This window comes from Miniphocaeibacter massiliensis (assembly GCF_900232905.1).
GTDB classification, from domain to species: Bacteria; Bacillota; Clostridia; order Tissierellales; family Peptoniphilaceae; genus Miniphocaeibacter; species Miniphocaeibacter massiliensis.
In genome coordinates this window covers 89,955-109,082 of record NZ_OCTQ01000001.1, presented here as the reverse complement: position 1 = coordinate 109,082, position 19,128 = coordinate 89,955, and the positions used below count along the sequence as shown (strand labels likewise).

The window sequence follows — 19,128 nt, the reverse complement described above, 5'->3', positions numbered from 1 at the left end:
ACAACTCCTAATAAATTTTACTACTATCCAACTGTATAGTTACAGGTCCATCGTTTATTAAAGATACTTTCATATCAGCTGCAAACTTTCCAGTTTCGACTTTTAATCCTGAATCTTTTTTTAATTCTTCTAAAAATCTCTCATAGTAATCATTCGCCTTTTCATGCTTTGCCGAATTTATAAAACTAGGTCTATTTCCTTTTCTACAATCTCCATATAAAGTAAACTGTGAAACTACAAGAAATTCTCCGTTAATATCTTTTATAGATTTATTCATTTTTCCCTCTTCATCTTCAAAAATTCTTAAATTTATAATTTTATTTTTAACGTATTCTAAATCTTTTAGTTCATCATCAACATTAACAGCTAAAAAAATAAGCAATCCTTTTTTAGCACTTCCTATTATCTCATTATCTACTTCAACAGTAGCTTCTTTTATTCTTTGTACTATTGCTCTCATTTTATCTCCTTAAAAAATAAGGATTGATAAACAATCCTTATATCTTAACTCTATAAACATCAAGTGTTCCTTTAATAGACCTTATTGCAGCTAAAACATCTTCTATTTCTTTGATATGTTTAACTTCTACTATTAAATTAATTGTATATGTCTTATCTTTATTTTTAACAACATTCATTCCTTTAGTATCTGTACCTATTTCTGATATTTTCTGAGTTAAACTCGCCAAATATCCAAATCTATCAAAGGCAATTATTTTTATTTCAACATTGTAATTTGTTTCTTCATTCATATCCCAAGACACATCTATAAGTCTATTTGAATCATCAATATTTACTATATTAGAACAATCTTTTCTATGAACAGAAACTCCCCTACCTCTTGTAATATAACCTACAATATCGTCACCAGGAACAGGATTACAACATTTTGCTATCTTAATTTGAATGTTGTCTACTCCCTTTATTATAATTCCATTATCTGAAGTTACTGGTTCTTTATGTTTATGATAATTATCTTGTAGAGTTTCTAAAGCATCTTCTGTATGATAATATTCTTTGTGAAGTTCTTTCAGTTTTGGAATAACCTGTGTAAGTGGAGTGCTTCCAAACCCAATTGACGCAAACATATCATCCAAAGTTTTAAATGACATTCTATCTTTAACAGCATTAACCCATTCATCTTTTAATATCTCATTAAAAGTATATCCTTGCTTTCTAACTTCTTTTTCAAGTAAGTCTCTACCTTTTATAATATTATTGTCTCTCTCTTTTTTCTTAAAATATTGTTTTATTTTAGTTTTTGCTTGAGAAGATTTAACAATTTTAAGCCAGTCTAAACTAGGTCCTGAAGAATTCGGCGAAGTAAGTATCTCCACTATATTACCTGTTTTTAATTTATAAGTTAGTGGAACTATCCTTCCATCAACTTTTGCACCAACACATTTATTTCCTACGGCTGAATGTACTCTATAAGCAAAATCTATAGGTGTTGAACCCTCTGGTAAATCTATTACATCCCCTTTAGGTGAGAATACAAAAACCTCATCCATAGAAAAATCATCTTTTATCGTATCAATAAACTCTCTAGAGTCTGACAAATCCTTTTGCCATTCCATTAATTCTCTTATCCAGCTAAGTTTTTTATCTAAATTACTTACTTTTCCGGTAGTGCCTTCTTTGTATTTCCAATGTGCTGCTATACCATATTCTGCTATTCTATGCATTTCCCAGGTTCTAATTTGAACTTCAAAAATTTCTCCTTTAGGGCCAATTACAGTTGTATGAATAGACTGATATAAATTTGGCTTAGGCATTGCAATGTAGTCTTTAAATCTTCCAGGAATTGGCTTCCATAATGTATGAACTGCACCTAAAACACCATAGCAGTCTTTTACACTATCAGTTATAACTCTAACTGCTGACAAATCAAATAGTTCTTCAAATGTTTTTCCCTGCTGATACATTTTTTTGTAAATACTGTAAATGCTCTTTGGTCTACCACTAATTTCGCCTTTTATATTTAATTCATCTAACGCAAGGTTTAATACCATTATTACATCTTGAATATAAGCTTCTCTTTCTATTCTTTTGAGCTTTACCTTCTCAACTAACTCATAATAAATCTCTGGTTCCTGATATCTTAAACTTAAATCCTCAAGCTCCCATTTTATAGTATTAATACCTAGTCTATGAGCCAATGGAGCATAAATTTCTAGGGTTTCACTAGCTATCTCAATTTGCTTATTTCTATTCATATATTCTAAAGTTCTCATATTGTGTAATCTATCTGCTAGCTTTATAATGATAACTCTAATATCTTGAGACATAGCCAAGACCATTTTCCTCAAATTTTCAGCTTGGTTTTCATGTTTAGATTTATATTTTAATTTTTTTAATTTTGTTACACCATCTACTAATTTTGCTACTTCTTCACTAAACATTTCTTTTAATGTATTGAAATCTGCATCTGTATCTTCAATTACATCATGAAGCAGACCTCCCATTATAGTAGCATCATCCATATTTAAATCTGCTAAATTATTAGCTACAGCAACCGGGTGTATAAAATATGGTTCTCCAGAACTTCTAAGCTGACCTTCATGCTTTTCTTTTGCAAAATAATAAGCTTTAGTTATCATTTCCTTGTCAGTATTTGGATTATACAATTCTATTTTTTTCAATAAATCTTCTAACATATTATACACCTCCCTATATAGTAATATCCTGTAAATATTATACCATTTTATCATATAATATTTACATCTACAATCACATTATCTTATATCTTTTATTACTAATTGTATATTTTTCTTGTTGTTAAATTCATTAATATCTGGATAGTATACAATATCAATTTTATTTTCATTTACTATTCCAATTTGTGAGTCTTTAAATCTACTTCCAAATTTTTTTTCTAAATATTCCCAAGCTTTTTCTACATCTCCAAAATATATACCTTCTAATAGTCGTTCTCTTATATCGAATATAAATTTAATAACATTTTTATTCTTTCCAATAATATCTATTTTTTTAAGATTTATATCTTTATCTCCAAAAACAGGTCTGCTGTTACCTTTTCCATATGGCTCTAACGAATTAATTTCATCGATTATATCAAAAGTAAGCTCATTTGCATATAATTGAGAGTCTAAATGTATTTTCGGCGTTAAATCGTCCCTTGTTAGCTTTGAATTCTGATTTAATTTTAATGAAAATTCTTTTAATAAATCTTCTTTTATTGAAAGTCCAGCTGCCATTGGATGACCACCAAAAGAATTTAGCATTTCATTAAATACATTTATTTCTTCAAACATATTATATTCATCTATACTTCTACCAGAACCTTTTAAAACTCCATCCTCACTAGAAGCCGTTAATACTATTGTGGGCTTATAATACTTTTCCTTGACTTTTCCTGCAATAATTCCAGCTAAACTCTCATGTATTGACTTTTCCTTTACTATAATAACGGAATTTTCATCTAGTTTGTCTAGCTCAATAGTTTTTATGATTTTTTCTAATCCTTCTTTTGTAAGCTGTTTTCTTTCTTGATTTAAAGCCACTAATTTTCTAGCTATTTCTTCAACTTTTAGCATATTTTCTTGTAGAAATAATTCTATACCGAGGGTAGCACTCTCAAGTCTTCCAGCTGCATTTATACAAGGTCCTATCACAAACCCTAATGCATAAGTATTTACTTCAGTCTTTAGACCTGTTTCTTTAATCAAACATTGAAGTCCATAGTTTTCTGTATTATTTATTCTTTTTAAACCTTCTATTACAAAATATCTATTTTCGTCTATTAAGTCTACTACGTCACAAACCGTTCCCATTGCAACATATTCTAGTAAATCCAAGAGATATTCGGTGTCTCCATCAAGCTTTTCATACAATGCTTGTATAAATTTAAAAGCTACACCTGCTCCACAAAGTTTCTTAAAAGGATACTTACAATCAGATCTATTTGGATTTAAAACTGCATCTGCAACTGGAAGAATATCTTCTCCATTTTCATTTTTTACTTGGTGATGGTCTGTTACAATTACTTTAATTCCTTTATTTTTAGCGTATTCTACAACTTCAAAAGCTGTAATTCCATTATCGCAAGTAATAATCAAATCAACTTTATCTTCTAAAGCTTTTTCAACTATACGTTTTGATATACCATATCCATCTTCTACTCTATGTGGTATAGCATATGAAATATTTTCAGTATATATCATAATACCATCAATCAATGTCATAGTTGCAGAATTACCATCTTGATCATAATCACCAACTATTCTAATATGTTCATTTTTTTCTATGCATTCTATCAAAATATTCACAGCTATTTCCATATCTTTCATCAAAAATGGATTGTGAACAGAATTTTCAAAAGTTGGATTTAAAAATTGCTCAATATTTTCATTTTCTATATTTCTATTAACCAATAACTTTGCAATTATAGGATTTATATTAAATTTTTTACTTATTTCTCTATAATCTCTTGAATTACCTTTTAAAAACCATTTACTCATTTTGCACCTATTTAATTAAATTTAATAACCTTTTTGTTTAAAATATCATATTTACCATAAAAAAATAAAATATTTGATATATATCAAATATTTTATTTAAAGATTTTATTCATTTTCATTTTCGTTGTTATCGTCTTCTTCTTCGATTTCAACATCTTCTTCTTCGTCTTCTTCTTCAACTACTGGCTCATCTCTTATTACCATTCCTATAGCTGATTTTACAAATTCCATTCTTGTTTTTGCATTTGAAGTTTCAATTATTACTGAATCTTCATTAACTTTTAATACTTTTCCTTTAATTCCACCAATAGTAATAATCTCATCACCTATTTTTAGGTTATTTCTCATTTCCATATCAGCTTTTTGTTTTTTTTGTTGTGGTCTAATAGTGAAAAAGTACATTACACCAATAATTAAAATTAAAGGTAAAAACATTCCCAATGATTGTGCGTTCATTCCATCCTCCTATTTTTTGTGGTAGTCATAACCATATTTTTCATAGAATTCTTCTTTATATTCTAAAAATCTATCGTTTTTTATTGACTCCCTAATTTTATCCATCATATTAATTAAAAATGATAAATTGTGTATTGTCAATAGCCTTGCCCCTAATACTTCATCTACATTAATTAAATGCCTTATATATGCTCGACTATGATTTCTACATGTATAACAATTACATTCTTCATCAAGAGGTCTAAAATCTTTAGAATATTTTGCATTTCTAACTACAAGCTTTCCTCTTGATGTAAGTGCAGTACCGTTTCTGGCAATTCTTGTTGGTAATACACAATCTGCCATGTCTATTCCAGCTTCTACAGCTTCAAATAGATAATCTGGAGTTCCTACTCCCATTAAATATCTAGGTTTATTTTCTGGTAAAAACTGTATAGTATGATTTAAATATTCTATCATAATATCTCTAGGTTCTCCAACAGACAAACCTCCTATTGCATATCCTGGTAGATCTATATCCACCGTAGCTTTTGCACTATATTCCCTTAAATCCTTATACATTCCACCTTGCACTATTCCAAAAAGACTTTGTTTATCTGTGTTTTTATGATAGTCTTTGCATCTTTGAAGCCATCTTAAAGTTCTGTGCATAGAGCTTTCTACATATTCTTTACTAGCGGGATATGGTGTACATTCATCAAAAGCCATTATTATATCTGAACCTATATCATTTTGTATCTCCATTGATTTTTCAGGAGATATAAAATGCTTAGAACCATCTATATGTGACCTAAATTCAACACCTTCTTCAGTAATTTTTCTTATTTCATTTAAACTAAATACTTGAAATCCTCCACTATCAGTAAGAATAGGTCTGTCCCAATTCATAAATTTATGAAGTCCACCTGCTTCTTTTAAAACCTCTTGTCCTGGTTTTAGATAAAGATGATAAGTATTACCTAATATAATTTGAGCATTAATATCATAAAGTTCTTCCGATGTCATAGTCTTTACTGTTGCTCTTGTACCAACAGGCATAAAGATTGGTGTTTCTATTCTCCCATGTGGTGTATCTATATATCCAAGCCTAGCATTAGAATTGCTAGATTTTTTTACTAATGTATATTTAATCATATATCTTCCTTCTTTATAAACATTGCATCTCCAAAACTAAAAAATCTATATTTATCTTTAACTGCTTCGTTATAGGCTTTCATTATATTATCTTTTGAAGAAAATGCTGATACTAACATCATTAAAGTAGATTTTGGCAAATGAAAATTTGTAATTAAACTATCAATTATCTTAAATTCAAATCCTGGATAAATAAAAATATCTGTCCACCCACTTGTAGAAATTACTTTGCCATAGTCTCTTGCTACTGTTTCTATAGTTCTTATAGAAGTAGTACCTACTGCAACTATATTAGCTCCTTTATTTATGCCTTCATTTATTATATTTGAGGCTTCTTCTGAAATATTATAATATTCAGAATGCATAATATGGTCATTTACATCATCAACCTTGACAGGTCTAAATGTTCCAAGTCCTACATGCAATGTTACAAATGCAGTTTTTACCCCTTTTTCCCTTATTTTTTCTAAAAGTTCCTTTGTAAAATGTAATCCTGCTGTTGGAGCTGCAGCTGACCCATTATTTTTAGAGTAAACTGTTTGATACCTTTCTCTGTCTTCAAGTTTAGCTGTTATATATGGTGGCAAAGGCATATTCCCTAATTCATCTAAAATTTCTTCAAATATTCCATCATGCTTAAATTCTATTATTCTAGAACCATCTTCTTCTATTTCTTTTACCACTCCAACTAACTTACCATTACCAAATTCAACAGTACTATCTATTTTCATTTTTTTACCAGGTTTTACTAAACATTCCCAAGAATTATTCTCTTTTTTCTTTAAAAGTAAAACTTCTATTTTTTCTTCTTTTCCTGGTCGATTCCCAAAAAGTCTGGCTGGTATTACCCTTGTGTCATTCAATATTAAAACATCATCTTTATTTAGATAATCTATAATATCGTAAAAATGTTTGTGCTCAATATTTCCACTTTTTTTATCCATAACCAATAATCTTGATTGGTCTCTATCTTTAATTGGATATTGAGCTATTAGTTCTTCATCTAATTCAAAGTCAAAATCTTCTGTTTTCAAAATTACCTCTATTTTACATTATACTTTATTCCAAAATGGTCATAAGCTTTTGGTGTTACAATTCTACCTCTTGAAGTTCTATTTAAAAAACCTAATTGTAGTAAATAAGGTTCATAAACATCTTCTATTGTAATTCTTTCTTCACCAGTTGACGCTGCCATAGTATCTACTCCAACTGGTCCTCCACCAAAATTATGAATTATTGTCTGTATGATTTTTCTATCTATGCTATCTAATCCCAATTCATCTATCTCTAATAAATTTAATCCATCTTTTGCTATATCTTCTAAAATCTTTCCATCCGATTTTACTTCTGCAAAATCTCTTACTCTTTTTAAAAGTCTATTTGCTATTCTTGGAGTTCCTCTACTTCTTCTTGCAACTTCCATAGCACCAGAATCATCTATCTCAACACCTAAAACAGATGCAGATCTCTTTACTATATCTGCTAAATCTTCTATTTTATACAATTCAAGGTTTAGCATTACTCCAAATCTATCTCTTAAAGGAGATGTTAACTGCCCCGACCTTGTTGTCGCACCTATAAGAGTAAATTCTTCTAAATCTATTCTCAATGACCTTGCCGATGGTCCCTTGCCTATAATTATATCCAAGGCATAGTCTTCCATAGCAGGGTATAAAATTTCTTCAACTGACCTATTAATTCTATGAATCTCGTCTATAAATAGAACATCATCTTTATTTAAATTAGTTAAAATACTTGCTAAATCACTTGGCTTTTCAATAGCTGGTCCACTTGTTATTCTTAAGTTTACACCCATTTCATTTGCTATTATATTTGCAAGAGTTGTCTTTCCAAGTCCAGGAGGTCCATAAAGTAGTACATGGTCTAATGCTTCCCCTCTATTTTTTGCTGCTTCTATAAATATATTCAGCTTATTTTTTGCTTTTTCCTGACCAATATATTCACTCATCCACTTTGGTCTTAGCGAGAATTCTATTCCTTCATCAAGTTTAGAATAACTTCCTCCCACTATTCTTTCATTAGCATCCTCCATTTAATCACCCCTTATTCTCTAAGGTCTTCATAGCTAACTTTATTATTTCTTCCAATTGTAAATCATCATCTTTTATTTTTTCTATAACTTTTTGTACATCATTTTTAACATAACCTAAGTTTACTAAAGCTTCTATCGCAAAATCTTTATCTTGAGATAAAGAACTTGAAGTGCTTTCAGATGGTACAGAATAATCGTTATCTATTTTATCTTTTATTTCTAAAATAATTCTTCCTGCAGATTTTTTTCCAATTCCTGGTGCTTTTGTTAATGTATCAATATCATTATTATGAATAGCATATTTTAAATCATTAACTGAAAGTGTTGATAAAATACTCATTCCTGCTTTTGGACCTATTGAAGAAACTTTTATTAATTTTTTAAAAATTTCTAGTTCTTCTTCAGTGCTAAATCCATATAAATATACTCCATCTTCTCTTGTAATATATTCAGTATAAATCTTGTAAGTTTCATAGGTATGTATTTCATTTATAGTAGTTTGTGAAGTAAATATTTTGTAACCTATCCCATTATTTTCCAAAATAATTTCTCCATCATAAATAGACTTTATGTCGCCTATTATATATGCATACAAATTTATTACCTCTTTCTTATTATTTCACTTTATATAAATCCTTAAATTTATTCCCAAAAGAATGGCATAGTGCTACCGCTATTGCATCGGCTGCATCATCTGGTTTTGGTATTTCGTTTAAGTTTAACATAGTTTTTACCATTTCTTGAACTTGATGCTTTTCTGCTCTACCATAGCCAACTATAGCTTGTTTTATTTGTAAGGGAGTATATTCATATACTTCTAAAGCAGACTCTACTCCTGCAAGTATTTCTACTCCTCTAGCTTGTGCTACTTGTATAGCAGTCTTAACATTTTTATTGAAAAACAATTCTTCTATTGCCATTTCATTTGGTTTAAATTCTTTTATTATGCCTCTCATCTCTTGCATAATAAAAGATAGCCTATTAGGTAGAGAACTTTTAGAAGAAGTAGTGATGCAACCATACTCTAACAGTTTTACAGCATTTCCTCTCGCTTCTATTAATCCATAACCGACTATAGCTATCCCTGGGTCTATTCCTAAAATTATCAAATTAACACCTCATACTTGATTAATTTTATCATATATCAATTTCAAAGTAAATTTAATAACTTTTAACCTTGTAGTCTTAAATCTAGACTTTCCCAATATATTCTATAAGTGGATTCACAGTTTCTAAATTAATGAATTCTGCCTTTTTCCCATAAGTTTCTAGCATTTCTTTGTCATCATTTGTAAGTTCTGATTCATCCTTTTTATCTACAATAAATTTCTTCAACATAGCCATTAAAATTCTATCTATAAAATTAAGTTTGTTGTAATCCATGTTTCCCCTAAAATGAAAAAATTTAATATTATCAGATTCAATATGCTTTTTGTTTAAACTTATTATATCACTATAATCTGTGTTTTCTGGATTTGATAGTCCTACTGTAAAAATAATCAAATCATTTATTAAATAATTTTTCAATTTTTTTACTCCATATATACCTCCTGCATATATACCTCCTCCATAAATTACAAATTTATAATTTTCTAAGTCATATTTTTTTATATCAGAAACGTTTATACATTCACAATTTAATTTTTCACTAATATGCTCTGCATATTTTTTTGTAGAACCATATTTTGATTTATATATTACTATTATTTGATTATTCATTTTTCATTTCTCCTAATTTACTATACATCTTTAATAAAAAATTGCTAAATTCTTTTATTTCACTAGATGTAAAATCTTCAAACATTGTATTTACAAATTCCGATGATATATCTTTGTTTTTTTCAGACCACATTTTTATTTTATTTGTCAATACAACTTTTTTAGCTCTTTTATCGTTTGGATTACCTTCAAGCTTTACAAACTCTTTATCTTCTAACTTTAATACTATTTGCTTTATATTTTGATAAGATGAATCGCAAGTATTTGCTAATTTAATTAAACTTGGAGGCTCATCCATTAATTCTAGAATTGCCATCACAAACCACTGCTTTGCTGTCAATTCTTCTATTGTTTGATCTAATAAAACTTGTAATCTATTAGAAACTGTAAACAAGCCTCCAAAAATCACTAACCTTTCATCTAAATTTTCTATAGTTATCATATCTCCTCCTAATGCATAATATATTATGTATTATTGTACTATTTTAATATAAAATAGGCAAATAAAAAAGAAATACCAATTAAAATTAGTATTTCTTATATATTTTAATATATATTACTGACTTCTTATAGCTTCAATTGCCGAAATTTTTGTAGCTCTTCTAGATGGTAAATATCCTGAAACAAGTCCTACAATTGTGGAAAAAACCACTCCTACAAATGGTAACCAAAATGGTATATATGATACTAAAGTTTTTTCTCCTTCTCCTGTCATCATCATTTCAGTGACTCCTCCAAGTCCCATTCCAGTAGTATTTAAGATATAAGATACCAAGTAGCTAAATGCTATAGACAAAACTCCGCCTATAAGACCTATGAATGTCGCTTCCATTAAAAACATATTTTTAATATCTTTTATTGAAGCCCCTATTACTTTCATTACACCTATTTCTTTAGTTCTTTCATAAACAGACATTATCATTGTATTAGCAATTCCAATAGCAGCTACTACAAAAGCAACAGCTCCTACTATTAAAAACATATTTCTAGTATTCTTTGTCATATCTTGAATTTCATTAAAATAATCTGTCATTGAATGTGTAACATAACCTTCTTCTTTAAGCTTTTCTTGTGTAACTTTAAAATCTGCATCTTTTTCCATTTCTAGTTTTACATAAGAATAATTAGCTAAGTTTGTCTTTTCTTTTGATTTTTTATCTAATTCTTTCACTATTTCTTTAAAATAGTCCATGCTTACAAATATCGAATATCCTGTTTCATCCATAGCTTCCTCTAATATTCCAGTTATATTTATTTTATAAGTCTTTGGTTTGCCTTCTAACTCTTCTTCACTAAATGATTCAACTTTTAATTCAATTTTATCATTTAGAAAATCTACATCTATTGGAATAAACTGTTCACCTATCACTTTATCAAATTGAACAGAACCTCCAACTAAAACATCCTCTTTTTTTATTGGATTTTCTCCATTTGCTATTTTAAATCCATAGTCATTTATTTTACTAAAATCTACTGCATATATAGGAGCATACGCTTGATCCTTCCCTTTTAATAAACTTATATTATAATTTTGAGACTCCATAAAAGGAAGTATAGTTTTAACTCCTTCCATTTTTTGAATTTTTTTCAAAGTACTTTCATTTAAAATTGCCTTTTTGCTACTATTTTGTTTATCCTCCGTTGAACTCATATAACTATCTGATGGATATACTGTTATTGTAGATAAACCTCCCATTTCTTCCATGAAAGCTTCATTGGTTTTTGTCATTGCAAATCCCATGCTAAGCATTATTATGATAGAAGTTGATCCTATTAAAACTCCAAGTATTGTTAATATAGTTCTCACTTTTCTCCGCCATAAATTTCTTAACGAAGTAAATAACAAATCTTTAATTTTCATTATCTTCCTCATCCTCTAGACTATTTGTATCTATTCTTTGAGTAAGTTCTATATCGCTACTTTTATCTTCTACTTCTTTGGTATCATATTTATCATCTAACTCGTCATCTATAATCAATTCATCATTCTCTTTGTTTTTTTTCTTTTTTCTTATAACAACAGCTATTATTACTATAATAATAACTATTACTGCTATTATTATCATCCAGAAAACAATATTTTTATAAATAGGTTCCTTTTCTTCTTCTATCATGCTTTCGTCAAATTCTTCTTGTATCATCTCCATAAAATTAGCAGTAAATTCTTCTTTTATTTCATGACTTTTGCCTGTAGAATCTTCATAAGTAATGATTAAATTCCCTTTTGTTGTTCCTGGCTCAATACCTATTATGGTAGTTGCAAAACTCTCTGTTGACCCTGGCTGAAAAGTTCCAATATAATATGTATCTCCTATTACATCAAACTCTCCCTCCATTTTTATCATCATATTATAAACTGCCGATCTTCCAGTATTATATAGTGGAACTTCAAAAGGATAATCAACACCTGCCTCTCCTTCTACTGCTGGCATTGTACCAATTTGTAATTTTGCTTCCTGGTATAAATTAATACCTAAAGATTCTTCTACAACATATTCATTATTGTTTGAATCTTCATACTCTAGTGTTACACCTAATTCATATGTATTAGGACTAATATCATAAGGAGATGTTAATTTTATAGTTCTTTCTGCCTTTCTTCCTGCTCTAATAGATTCAATATAAAAAGTATTTGAACTTCCCACTGGCATAAATACAGACCCATTTAACGAAGGAGCTGCACCTGTTCTTGATGGTGAATCGTCCTCACTTTGAGATCCATCCATAGTAGATCCTCCACTGGAATTTAGTACAACCTTTATGTTTTTTATTGATTTATTTTTATTTGTATTATAAAAAGAAATTGTTAAATCAAATGCTTCTCCAGCTTTTATTGGATTTGGTCTGACACTATAATTATCAATTATAAGTTTTGGCTTACTAGTTTTAGCTTCTGAAACATTGCTTAAGTTTTCAACATTTTCTGTCTTAGTAGATGTTTTTCCGGAACTCACATCTTCCTCATTGTCCGCAAAAGAAACTTCTGAAACAAAAAAACTATTCACTATTACAATTAACGCTAATAAAATCCCGTATATCTTTTTCATATTAACTCCCTACTATTTTTTATATTTTCAACACTTCCATCATTTAATGTAATTACTTTATTTCCAAATTTTGCTATATTATTATCATGGGTAACAAGTATTAGTGTTTGTTCATGAGTTTGTACAAGTCCAGTAATTATTTCTAATATTTCTCTAGATGTTTTACTGTCTAGATTTCCCGTTGGTTCATCTGCAAATACTATTTTAGGGTTATCTACTAAAGCTCTTGCTATAGAAACTCTTTGTTGCTGACCACCACTCATCTCTGTAGGTTTGTGATTTAACCTTTTTCCTAATCCAACATCATAAAGAATTTTCATTGACTTATCTTTTCTAACTTTCTTATTCACACCTTTAAGCATTAAACTTAATTCAACGTTTTCCAAAGCTGTTAATGAAGATATTAGATTATATGACTGAAAGATAAACCCTATATTTAGTTGTCTAAATTTAGTAATATTTTTTTCATTTAAACTTGATATCGTTATTCCTCCAATATTAACTTTCCCCTTTGTTGGTTTTTCCAATCCAGCCAAAATATTTAATAAAGTAGACTTTCCTGAGCCTGATGCTCCTAATAAAGTTACTATCTCATTTTTATGTATTTCAAGATTTATATTTTTAAGAGCATATATTTTTTCTTCTCCCATTTTATATACCTTATACAAATCTTTTACTTCTATTATTTTTTTCACAGACACCTCCAACCACCATATATTTATAGTATACTTCATACAATAAAAGCATATGTTACAATTTCCTAACAAATTTATCACAAATCCCCTTATATATATATACAATTAAAATTCCCATTTTGTTACATTCAAAAAATAAAAAAACTTTACTAATAAATTAGTAAAGTTTTAAAATAATTTTAATATCTACTTAACACTCTATCATTAACTCCATACCAAATAGCATCCTTTGCTAGGTGTTTAATAGATAGTAAGTAAGCTCTTAATATTTTATTGTATAATTGCTCTAGTTCAAATCTAGTCAGAAATCTTTCTTCAACTATATATGTGTTTATACCATCAAACTTAAATAACAGTTGTTTATCCAAGTATTTATTTAAAGAATAAACATTGTCCTTTATTACTTTTTCACAATACTTGGTAATTATTTCTTCTAAATAATTCTCGTATTTTTTATAATTATCCACGGAAGAAATCGTGAATTTTTTTATTTCTTTAGTTTCTTGATTTTTATAATTATGAAATAATTTTTTTCTATTTTTTAAATTTTTCGCTGAAATTTTTGTAAGAACATAATTTTCAAATATGTTGACTGCATGTAAATCGTCATATCCTTTACTATAAGCTTCTAGATATATTGCAAATTCCATTCTAGACAGATCTTCATTAAGAATCTTTATAGAAGCTGATGTAATAGCTTCAGCATCTTCTCTGTCTTTAAAAAATTTATTTATAGTCCTAACTATTTTTTTTGTACAACTGTACTTAGGCTTTAAAGTATTACAATTATAGTCATTTTCAATCAAAGACAATAATAAATACAGGGAATCTACATCATCTTGGTATAGGAATTTTGCTTTGAGCTCTTCCTTTAACATATTATCATTTTGTTTTACAAGATGCATAACTTCCCCCACTAATTAAAATACAAAAGAATATTCTCTCGCTTTTTGTAAATTTAGCTCTTCAACAGTATCAAATATAAAATATGATATATTTGTACTTAAATTTAATGCAAAGTCTAAATCTCTTTCATAAGACTGTTTTTTTGAATATTCTTCAATTACTCTATTTAAATAATCTTTAACTAATTCTTTAAGATGAACTGTTTTGAATTCATATAAACTAATATTTTCAACTGTAATTACATCTTTTTTAAATTCATGTGTTTTTACTACTTCATTCAACTCTTTTTCATATACTACATGTTTCTTAAATGAATCATTAAAAGTCCAATTTTCTTTATGTGGCAAACACACATAATCTGACAAGAAATGACTAATTACACCTACTCTATTACTAATCATTTTTCTTTTAAATCCATCTAATTTTTCAAAATTAAAATATCTAGCAATATATATTAATCCAATAATTTCATTTATTAAAAACTCTTGACTATCTGCCATATAATGTCTATAAATCTTATATTTCGGTAGAAAATCTGGCGACATAGCTCCCCATGCCATCTTCTTCTCATTTAGTTTTAAGTCATATTTTTCATTTATGTCTTTACATAAATTCTTTGCTATTATAGCATGTGCTTCTGGAAAAATATCAGAACACCCTCTTTCAATTTACTTAAAATCACTACTAAAATAGTAACAAAATTTCATACAAAAGTCAATTTAGATTACTTGCTCATATAAACAATATTATCATAAAAATTAAATCTTTTATCTTTTACTATTCTATTTAATAATACACTGTATTCAACACCATACTTTCTCTGCATATAGGAAACATCAATAACTACAGAGTCTAATTCATATTCTTCCAAAACTTTAAATAATTTTATAAAAACATTATTAAATAGCTCTTTTTGTATATTTGTATCTATTTTTTCTGGTAAAACAGATAATATTATATATAATTGTCTTAAATTAAAAGCTGGCACTATCTTTATATCTCCTGTTGCACATCCATTTAATTTTTGTATACTATCTATGATTCTATTTCCTGCTTTTTCTATTAGTTCATTAGATTTTTCTCCAATTAAACTATTGTCTGTAAAGTATAATATAGCATCTGCTTCAACATCAAAAACGTTTTTATTAGTGAATCTTATATCCATATTCTTTTACCTTCCTTCCGAAGTATCTTAATATATAATAAAAAAAAACACAATTTATACTATATAAGTAATTATTTATATATTTAAATGTTTTATCGAGTATTTGTATGCAATATATATTTTAAGTATAGATTAAATGTTAATTATACTTTGTATGTATTTATGAATTTGTTCAATTCTTTTTGATTGTTTATAATTTTTATTTTACTATTGTATTTTTTTAATATTTTATTATAATAGTCCTTCTTTTCTTTGCTTCTACCTTTATACAATATCCAAAAAATAAACTCTAAGCCCATTTTTTCAATACATCCTTCTACCATACTTTCTCTTTTTGAATTTTTATACTTAAAATATCTTTTCATTGCTCTTAATAAACAAACCATTCAATTAAAATTCATATAAATTATCATATCTGCAGTTTCTAAACGCTCCTTTTGAAAAAATTCTGAATAATTTCCATCAATTACCCAAGATTTATTATTCATAAATTCATTTACTATCTCTTTTGCCTCGTTTCTATTATGCAAACTCCAATTATCTGTAAATTGAACTGTATCAAGATATAAAATTGGGATATTGTATAACTTTCCTAAGTGTTTAGCTAAGGTAGATTTGCCACTCCCACTATATCCTAAAATTGCTATTTTCATTTTCCCCTCATTTCATAATTTATGATAATCTGCTATATTTAAATGTAATTGTTTAATTTAAGGCATTTTAGTATATAATAAAGTATAAATTAAATCAATAAGGTGAGATATGTATAACGAAATAATAGAAGGAATTTTTATTAAAAGAATTAATAGGTTTATTGCTGAAGTAAGTATTAATGGCATTATTGAGAAAGTCCATGTTAAAAACACTGGAAGATGTAGAGAATTATTTATTGAAGGAAGAAAATGTTATTTAGAAAAATCAAATAACCCTAATAGAAAAACAAAATATTCTTTAATTTCTATTTATAAAGAAAATTTACTAATCAATATAGATTCACAAGTTCCAAATAAAGTTATTCTAGATAGTTTAAAAAGCGAAAACTTACTTTCCAATTTGGAACCTTCTCAAATAAAAGGAGAAATACAATATAAAAATAGTCGATTTGATGTAGGATTTTTTAGTAATAAAGAAAACAAATATTACTATTTAGAAGTTAAAGGTGTAACTTTGGAAAATAATGGAATAGCAATGTTTCCAGACGCCCCTACTTCTAGAGGTAGTAAGCATGTATTAGAATTAATTGATGCTAAAAAAAATGGTTTTGGAGCTATAATACTTTTTTTAGTTCAATTTAAAAATGCAAAAACTTTTAAACCAAATAATATAACTGATGCAGAATTTTCAAAAAATTTAACTAACGCAAATATCAATAATGTAGAAATTTTATGTTTTGACTCAATTGTTACTAGGGATAATATATTATTAAATAACAAAATTCCTGTGGAGATATAATTTATGACTATTACGGCAATAATATCTGAATATAATCCATTTCATAATGGACATCTGTATCAAATACAAGAAATAAAAAAATTAAAACCTGGCAGCAAAATAGTAGCTATTATGTCTGGAAATTATGTTCAACGTGGAGAACCTGCATTATTAGAAAAATATTCTAGGGCAAAATTCGCAGTTGAAAGTGGTGTCGACTTAGTATTACAGCTACCTACAATTTATAGCCTTCAATCAGCTGAAAATTTCGCCCTAGGAGGTCTTAAAATTATAAAGGCCATCAATTGTATAGACTATCTGTCTTTTGGCATAGAAACCTCAAATTTTGAAGACTTATATAAAACAGCTGAAACTCAATTTAAAAATAAAAATATTTTAAAAAATCTAATAGAAAAATATATGATTTATGGAAGAAGTTACGCATCAGCATATAAACTTGCAACTATAGATTTAACTAATAATATTCCTCGAAACGACGAATTGTTTTTATCAAATAATATACTTGCTTTAGAATATTTAAAATCAACTTTCAAGTTAAATGTAAAAATTAATTTTTTACCTATAAAAAGGCTTGGTAATAATTATCTAGATGAAGAGCTTAGTACAGGAAAATATAACTCTGCAACTTCCATTAGAAAAAATATTTTTGATAATAGAATAGATGAAATTGGAAATTCAATTCCTGAAAAAATATTAGAAGATTTAAAAAAAGAGCCTAACTTTCCATCTTTGAATGATTATTACAATATTTTAAAATACAATATCCTTGTAATTAATAAAAATTGTTCTAGTATTACAGGTTATGAAAATGGCTTAGATAACTTATTGTATAAAAATCTTTTAAAATCAAAAACTGTAAACGAACTTATAGATTTATGTATTAGTAAAAGATATAAGAAAAGTAGAATTCAAAGGTATCTTCTAAATTATTTGTTGGATATTGATAAAAATTTTATTGATGCATCTGCTGAACAGTCTATAAATTATATTAAAGTTTTAGGATTTAACGAATCTGGAAAGAAAATATTAAATAAAATAAAAAATAACTCAAATATATCTTTGGTAACTAAAATAAAAGATTTCAAAAGTGATAATATTTTAGATAAAAAACTATTTGATTTAGAAATTAAGTCTACAGACTTATACAATATTAATAAAATAATTTATAAACATGAATATGAATATTTTCCATATATAAAAAAGCCATCTACATAGATTGCTTTTTTATATATATTCTTTTTCATCTTTTTGAATTGTTAATATTTCTGGTCCATCCTTTGTAATTGCCAAAGTATGTTCATATTGGCAGGATAATTTTCCATCAATAGTACGTGCTACCCATCCATTATTATCTATTTTACTTTTCCATTCACCAGCATTAATCATTGGTTCAATAGTAATAACCATTCCTTCTTCAAGCCTAACTCCTCTGCCTGCTTTACCATAATGTGGAACTAATGGATCTTCATGCATGTCTTTTCCAATTCCATGGCCCGTAAATTCTTTAACAACTGAGTAACCTTTAGCTTCAGCATACTCTTGTATAGCCTGACCTATATCTCCAATTCTATTTCCTATAACAGCTTTTTCTATGCCAATATACAGGCATTCTTTTGTAGTTTTCATCAAATCCATCACTTCATTACTTACATTTCCAACTTTATAACTCCACGCTGAATCACCCATATATCCATCTAATTCAACAACTGTGTCAACAGTTACTAAATCTCCATCCTTTAAAATATATTCTGTTGGAAAACCATGGCAAATTTCATCATTTACAGATACACATGTTGCATATGGAAAACCTTGATATCCTATTTGAACAGGAATACCACCTTTGCTTCTAATATGATTCTCACAAAATTCATTAATTTCCATAGTTGAAATACCTGGTTTTATAAAATTTCTAAGTGCTTCATGCATAGTCGCTACAACTTGAGCTGCTGCTTTCATTTTTTCAATTTCTGCTTTGGTTTTAATATAAATCATTTTTTCTCCTTATAAAAAGCTCTTAGAT

At 27.7% G+C, this 19,128-nt stretch carries 22 protein-coding genes; 2 read left to right on the top strand and 20 right to left on the bottom strand.

Going from position 1 to position 19,128, the window contains the following annotated elements; genetic code table 11:
- Nucleotides 1-7: 7 nt before the first annotated feature.
- The 19 genes from dtd to CS899_RS10990 form a co-directional block, all read right to left on the bottom strand.
- Complete coding sequence (gene dtd / locus CS899_RS00575; RefSeq protein WP_099203022.1) at nt 8-460, bottom strand: D-aminoacyl-tRNA deacylase; 453 nt, start codon at nt 458-460, stop codon at nt 8-10.
- Nucleotides 461-497: 37 nt separating this feature from the next.
- Nucleotides 498-2,657, bottom strand: a complete 2,160-nt coding sequence (locus CS899_RS00570; protein ID WP_099203021.1) for a RelA/SpoT family protein — start codon at nt 2,655-2,657, stop codon at nt 498-500.
- A 78-nt stretch (nt 2,658-2,735) separates the two neighbouring features.
- Nucleotides 2,736-4,481, bottom strand: a complete 1,746-nt coding sequence (gene recJ, locus CS899_RS00565; RefSeq protein WP_099203020.1) for a single-stranded-DNA-specific exonuclease RecJ — start codon at nt 4,479-4,481, stop codon at nt 2,736-2,738.
- Nucleotides 4,482-4,586: 105 nt separating this feature from the next.
- On the bottom strand, nt 4,587-4,937 hold the full coding sequence (gene yajC / locus CS899_RS00560; RefSeq protein WP_099203019.1) for a preprotein translocase subunit YajC: 351 nt from the start codon (nt 4,935-4,937) through the stop codon (nt 4,587-4,589).
- Nucleotides 4,938-4,946: 9 nt separating this feature from the next.
- Nucleotides 4,947-6,071, bottom strand: a complete 1,125-nt coding sequence (tgt, locus tag CS899_RS00555; RefSeq protein ID WP_099203018.1) for a tRNA guanosine(34) transglycosylase Tgt — start codon at nt 6,069-6,071, stop codon at nt 4,947-4,949.
- The gene (gene queA, locus CS899_RS00550) at nt 6,068-7,105 is read right to left on the bottom strand and encodes a tRNA preQ1(34) S-adenosylmethionine ribosyltransferase-isomerase QueA (RefSeq protein WP_099203017.1); all 1,038 of its coding nucleotides are present in this window, start codon (nt 7,103-7,105) and stop codon (nt 6,068-6,070) included. Before queA ends, tgt begins: the two co-directional genes overlap by 4 nt.
- Nucleotides 7,106-7,113: 8 nt before the next feature.
- The gene (gene ruvB / locus CS899_RS00545; protein ID WP_099203016.1) at nt 7,114-8,124 is read right to left on the bottom strand and encodes a Holliday junction branch migration DNA helicase RuvB; all 1,011 of its coding nucleotides are present in this window, start codon (nt 8,122-8,124) and stop codon (nt 7,114-7,116) included.
- Between the two features lie 4 nt (nt 8,125-8,128).
- A complete protein-coding gene (ruvA, locus tag CS899_RS00540; RefSeq protein WP_099203015.1) occupies nt 8,129-8,719 on the bottom strand; it encodes a Holliday junction branch migration protein RuvA in 591 nt (196 codons plus the stop codon).
- 19 nt (nt 8,720-8,738) lie between these two features.
- Nucleotides 8,739-9,233, bottom strand: a complete 495-nt coding sequence (ruvC, locus tag CS899_RS00535) for a crossover junction endodeoxyribonuclease RuvC (protein ID WP_099203014.1) — start codon at nt 9,231-9,233, stop codon at nt 8,739-8,741.
- Between the two features lie 82 nt (nt 9,234-9,315).
- A complete protein-coding gene (locus tag CS899_RS00530; protein WP_099203013.1) occupies nt 9,316-9,843 on the bottom strand; it encodes a flavodoxin domain-containing protein in 528 nt (175 codons plus the stop codon).
- On the bottom strand, nt 9,836-10,285 hold the full coding sequence (locus CS899_RS00525) for a MarR family winged helix-turn-helix transcriptional regulator (RefSeq protein ID WP_099203012.1): 450 nt from the start codon (nt 10,283-10,285) through the stop codon (nt 9,836-9,838). The genes CS899_RS00530 and CS899_RS00525 overlap by 8 nt, the downstream gene beginning before the upstream one ends.
- 114 nt (nt 10,286-10,399) lie before the next feature.
- Nucleotides 10,400-11,704 (bottom strand): ABC transporter permease, encoded by a 1,305-nt coding sequence (locus tag CS899_RS00520; RefSeq protein ID WP_164995805.1) that lies wholly within the window; start codon nt 11,702-11,704, stop codon nt 10,400-10,402.
- Nucleotides 11,694-12,890 (bottom strand): COG1361 S-layer family protein, encoded by a 1,197-nt coding sequence (locus CS899_RS00515; protein ID WP_099203010.1) that lies wholly within the window; start codon nt 12,888-12,890, stop codon nt 11,694-11,696. The genes CS899_RS00520 and CS899_RS00515 overlap by 11 nt, the downstream gene beginning before the upstream one ends.
- Nucleotides 12,887-13,585, bottom strand: coding sequence for an ABC transporter ATP-binding protein (locus tag CS899_RS00510; protein WP_242491842.1), 699 nt, complete (start codon nt 13,583-13,585; stop codon nt 12,887-12,889). Before CS899_RS00510 ends, CS899_RS00515 begins: the two co-directional genes overlap by 4 nt.
- A gap of 179 nt (nt 13,586-13,764) precedes the next feature.
- Nucleotides 13,765-14,490: a hypothetical protein gene (locus tag CS899_RS00505; RefSeq protein WP_099203009.1), complete on the bottom strand. Its 726-nt coding sequence runs from the start codon at nt 14,488-14,490 to the stop codon at nt 13,765-13,767.
- A 15-nt stretch (nt 14,491-14,505) separates the two neighbouring features.
- Complete coding sequence (locus CS899_RS00500; protein ID WP_277985525.1) at nt 14,506-15,114, bottom strand: zinc dependent phospholipase C family protein; 609 nt, start codon at nt 15,112-15,114, stop codon at nt 14,506-14,508.
- Nucleotides 15,115-15,215: 101 nt separating this feature from the next.
- On the bottom strand, nt 15,216-15,656 hold the full coding sequence (locus CS899_RS00495; RefSeq protein WP_099203007.1) for a macro domain-containing protein: 441 nt from the start codon (nt 15,654-15,656) through the stop codon (nt 15,216-15,218).
- Between the two features lie 143 nt (nt 15,657-15,799).
- Nucleotides 15,800-16,021 carry a P-loop NTPase family protein gene (locus CS899_RS10995; protein ID WP_242491841.1) on the bottom strand — a complete coding sequence of 74 codons (222 nt, stop codon included), beginning with the start codon at nt 16,019-16,021 and terminating at the stop codon, nt 15,800-15,802.
- Nucleotides 16,022-16,042: 21 nt separating this feature from the next.
- Complete coding sequence (locus CS899_RS10990; RefSeq protein ID WP_242491840.1) at nt 16,043-16,309, bottom strand: P-loop NTPase family protein; 267 nt, start codon at nt 16,307-16,309, stop codon at nt 16,043-16,045.
- A 109-nt stretch (nt 16,310-16,418) separates the two neighbouring features.
- Here CS899_RS10990 and sfsA point away from each other — a divergent pair, with 109 nt between their 5' ends.
- Nucleotides 16,419-17,108, top strand: coding sequence for a DNA/RNA nuclease SfsA (gene sfsA / locus CS899_RS00485; protein ID WP_099203006.1), 690 nt, complete (start codon nt 16,419-16,421; stop codon nt 17,106-17,108).
- Between the two features lie 3 nt (nt 17,109-17,111).
- Nucleotides 17,112-18,323 carry a nucleotidyltransferase gene (locus CS899_RS00480; protein ID WP_099203005.1) on the top strand — a complete coding sequence of 404 codons (1,212 nt, stop codon included), beginning with the start codon at nt 17,112-17,114 and terminating at the stop codon, nt 18,321-18,323.
- Nucleotides 18,324-18,332: 9 nt separating this feature from the next.
- Here CS899_RS00480 and map read toward each other — a convergent pair whose 3' ends face one another.
- The gene (map, locus tag CS899_RS00475) at nt 18,333-19,100 is read right to left on the bottom strand and encodes a type I methionyl aminopeptidase (RefSeq protein ID WP_099203004.1); all 768 of its coding nucleotides are present in this window, start codon (nt 19,098-19,100) and stop codon (nt 18,333-18,335) included.
- Nucleotides 19,101-19,128 lie beyond the last annotated feature (28 nt).

Excerpts from the sequence above, each read along its gene's own strand:
- tgt (WP_099203018.1), bottom strand. The coding sequence starts at position 6,071 with ATGATTAAATATACATTAGTAAAAAAATCTAGCAATTCTAATGCTAGG.
- CS899_RS00525 (WP_099203012.1), bottom strand. The coding sequence starts at position 10,285 with ATGATAACTATAGAAAATTTAGATGAAAGGTTAGTGATTTTTGGAGGC.
- CS899_RS00495 (WP_099203007.1), bottom strand. The coding sequence starts at position 15,656 with ATGGATATAAGATTCACTAATAAAAACGTTTTTGATGTTGAAGCAGAT.
- CS899_RS10990 (WP_242491840.1), bottom strand. The coding sequence starts at position 16,309 with ATGAAAATAGCAATTTTAGGATATAGTGGGAGTGGCAAATCTACCTTA.
- CS899_RS00480 (WP_099203005.1), top strand. The coding sequence starts at position 17,112 with ATGACTATTACGGCAATAATATCTGAATATAATCCATTTCATAATGGA.
- CS899_RS00505 (WP_099203009.1), bottom strand. The coding sequence starts at position 14,490 with ATGCATCTTGTAAAACAAAATGATAATATGTTAAAGGAAGAGCTCAAA.
- yajC (WP_099203019.1), bottom strand. The coding sequence starts at position 4,937 with ATGAACGCACAATCATTGGGAATGTTTTTACCTTTAATTTTAATTATT.
- CS899_RS00530 (WP_099203013.1), bottom strand. The coding sequence starts at position 9,843 with ATGAATAATCAAATAATAGTAATATATAAATCAAAATATGGTTCTACA.
- sfsA (WP_099203006.1), top strand. The coding sequence starts at position 16,419 with ATGTATAACGAAATAATAGAAGGAATTTTTATTAAAAGAATTAATAGG.
- CS899_RS00570 (WP_099203021.1), bottom strand. The coding sequence starts at position 2,657 with ATGTTAGAAGATTTATTGAAAAAAATAGAATTGTATAATCCAAATACT.
- ruvB (WP_099203016.1), bottom strand. The coding sequence starts at position 8,124 with ATGGAGGATGCTAATGAAAGAATAGTGGGAGGAAGTTATTCTAAACTT.
- dtd (WP_099203022.1), bottom strand. The coding sequence starts at position 460 with ATGAGAGCAATAGTACAAAGAATAAAAGAAGCTACTGTTGAAGTAGAT.
- CS899_RS00515 (WP_099203010.1), bottom strand. The coding sequence starts at position 12,890 with ATGAAAAAGATATACGGGATTTTATTAGCGTTAATTGTAATAGTGAAT.
- map (WP_099203004.1), bottom strand. The coding sequence starts at position 19,100 with ATGATTTATATTAAAACCAAAGCAGAAATTGAAAAAATGAAAGCAGCA.
- CS899_RS00520 (WP_164995805.1), bottom strand. The coding sequence starts at position 11,704 with ATGAAAATTAAAGATTTGTTATTTACTTCGTTAAGAAATTTATGGCGG.
- recJ (WP_099203020.1), bottom strand. The coding sequence starts at position 4,481 with ATGAGTAAATGGTTTTTAAAAGGTAATTCAAGAGATTATAGAGAAATA.
- CS899_RS10995 (WP_242491841.1), bottom strand. The coding sequence starts at position 16,021 with ATGAAAAGATATTTTAAGTATAAAAATTCAAAAAGAGAAAGTATGGTA.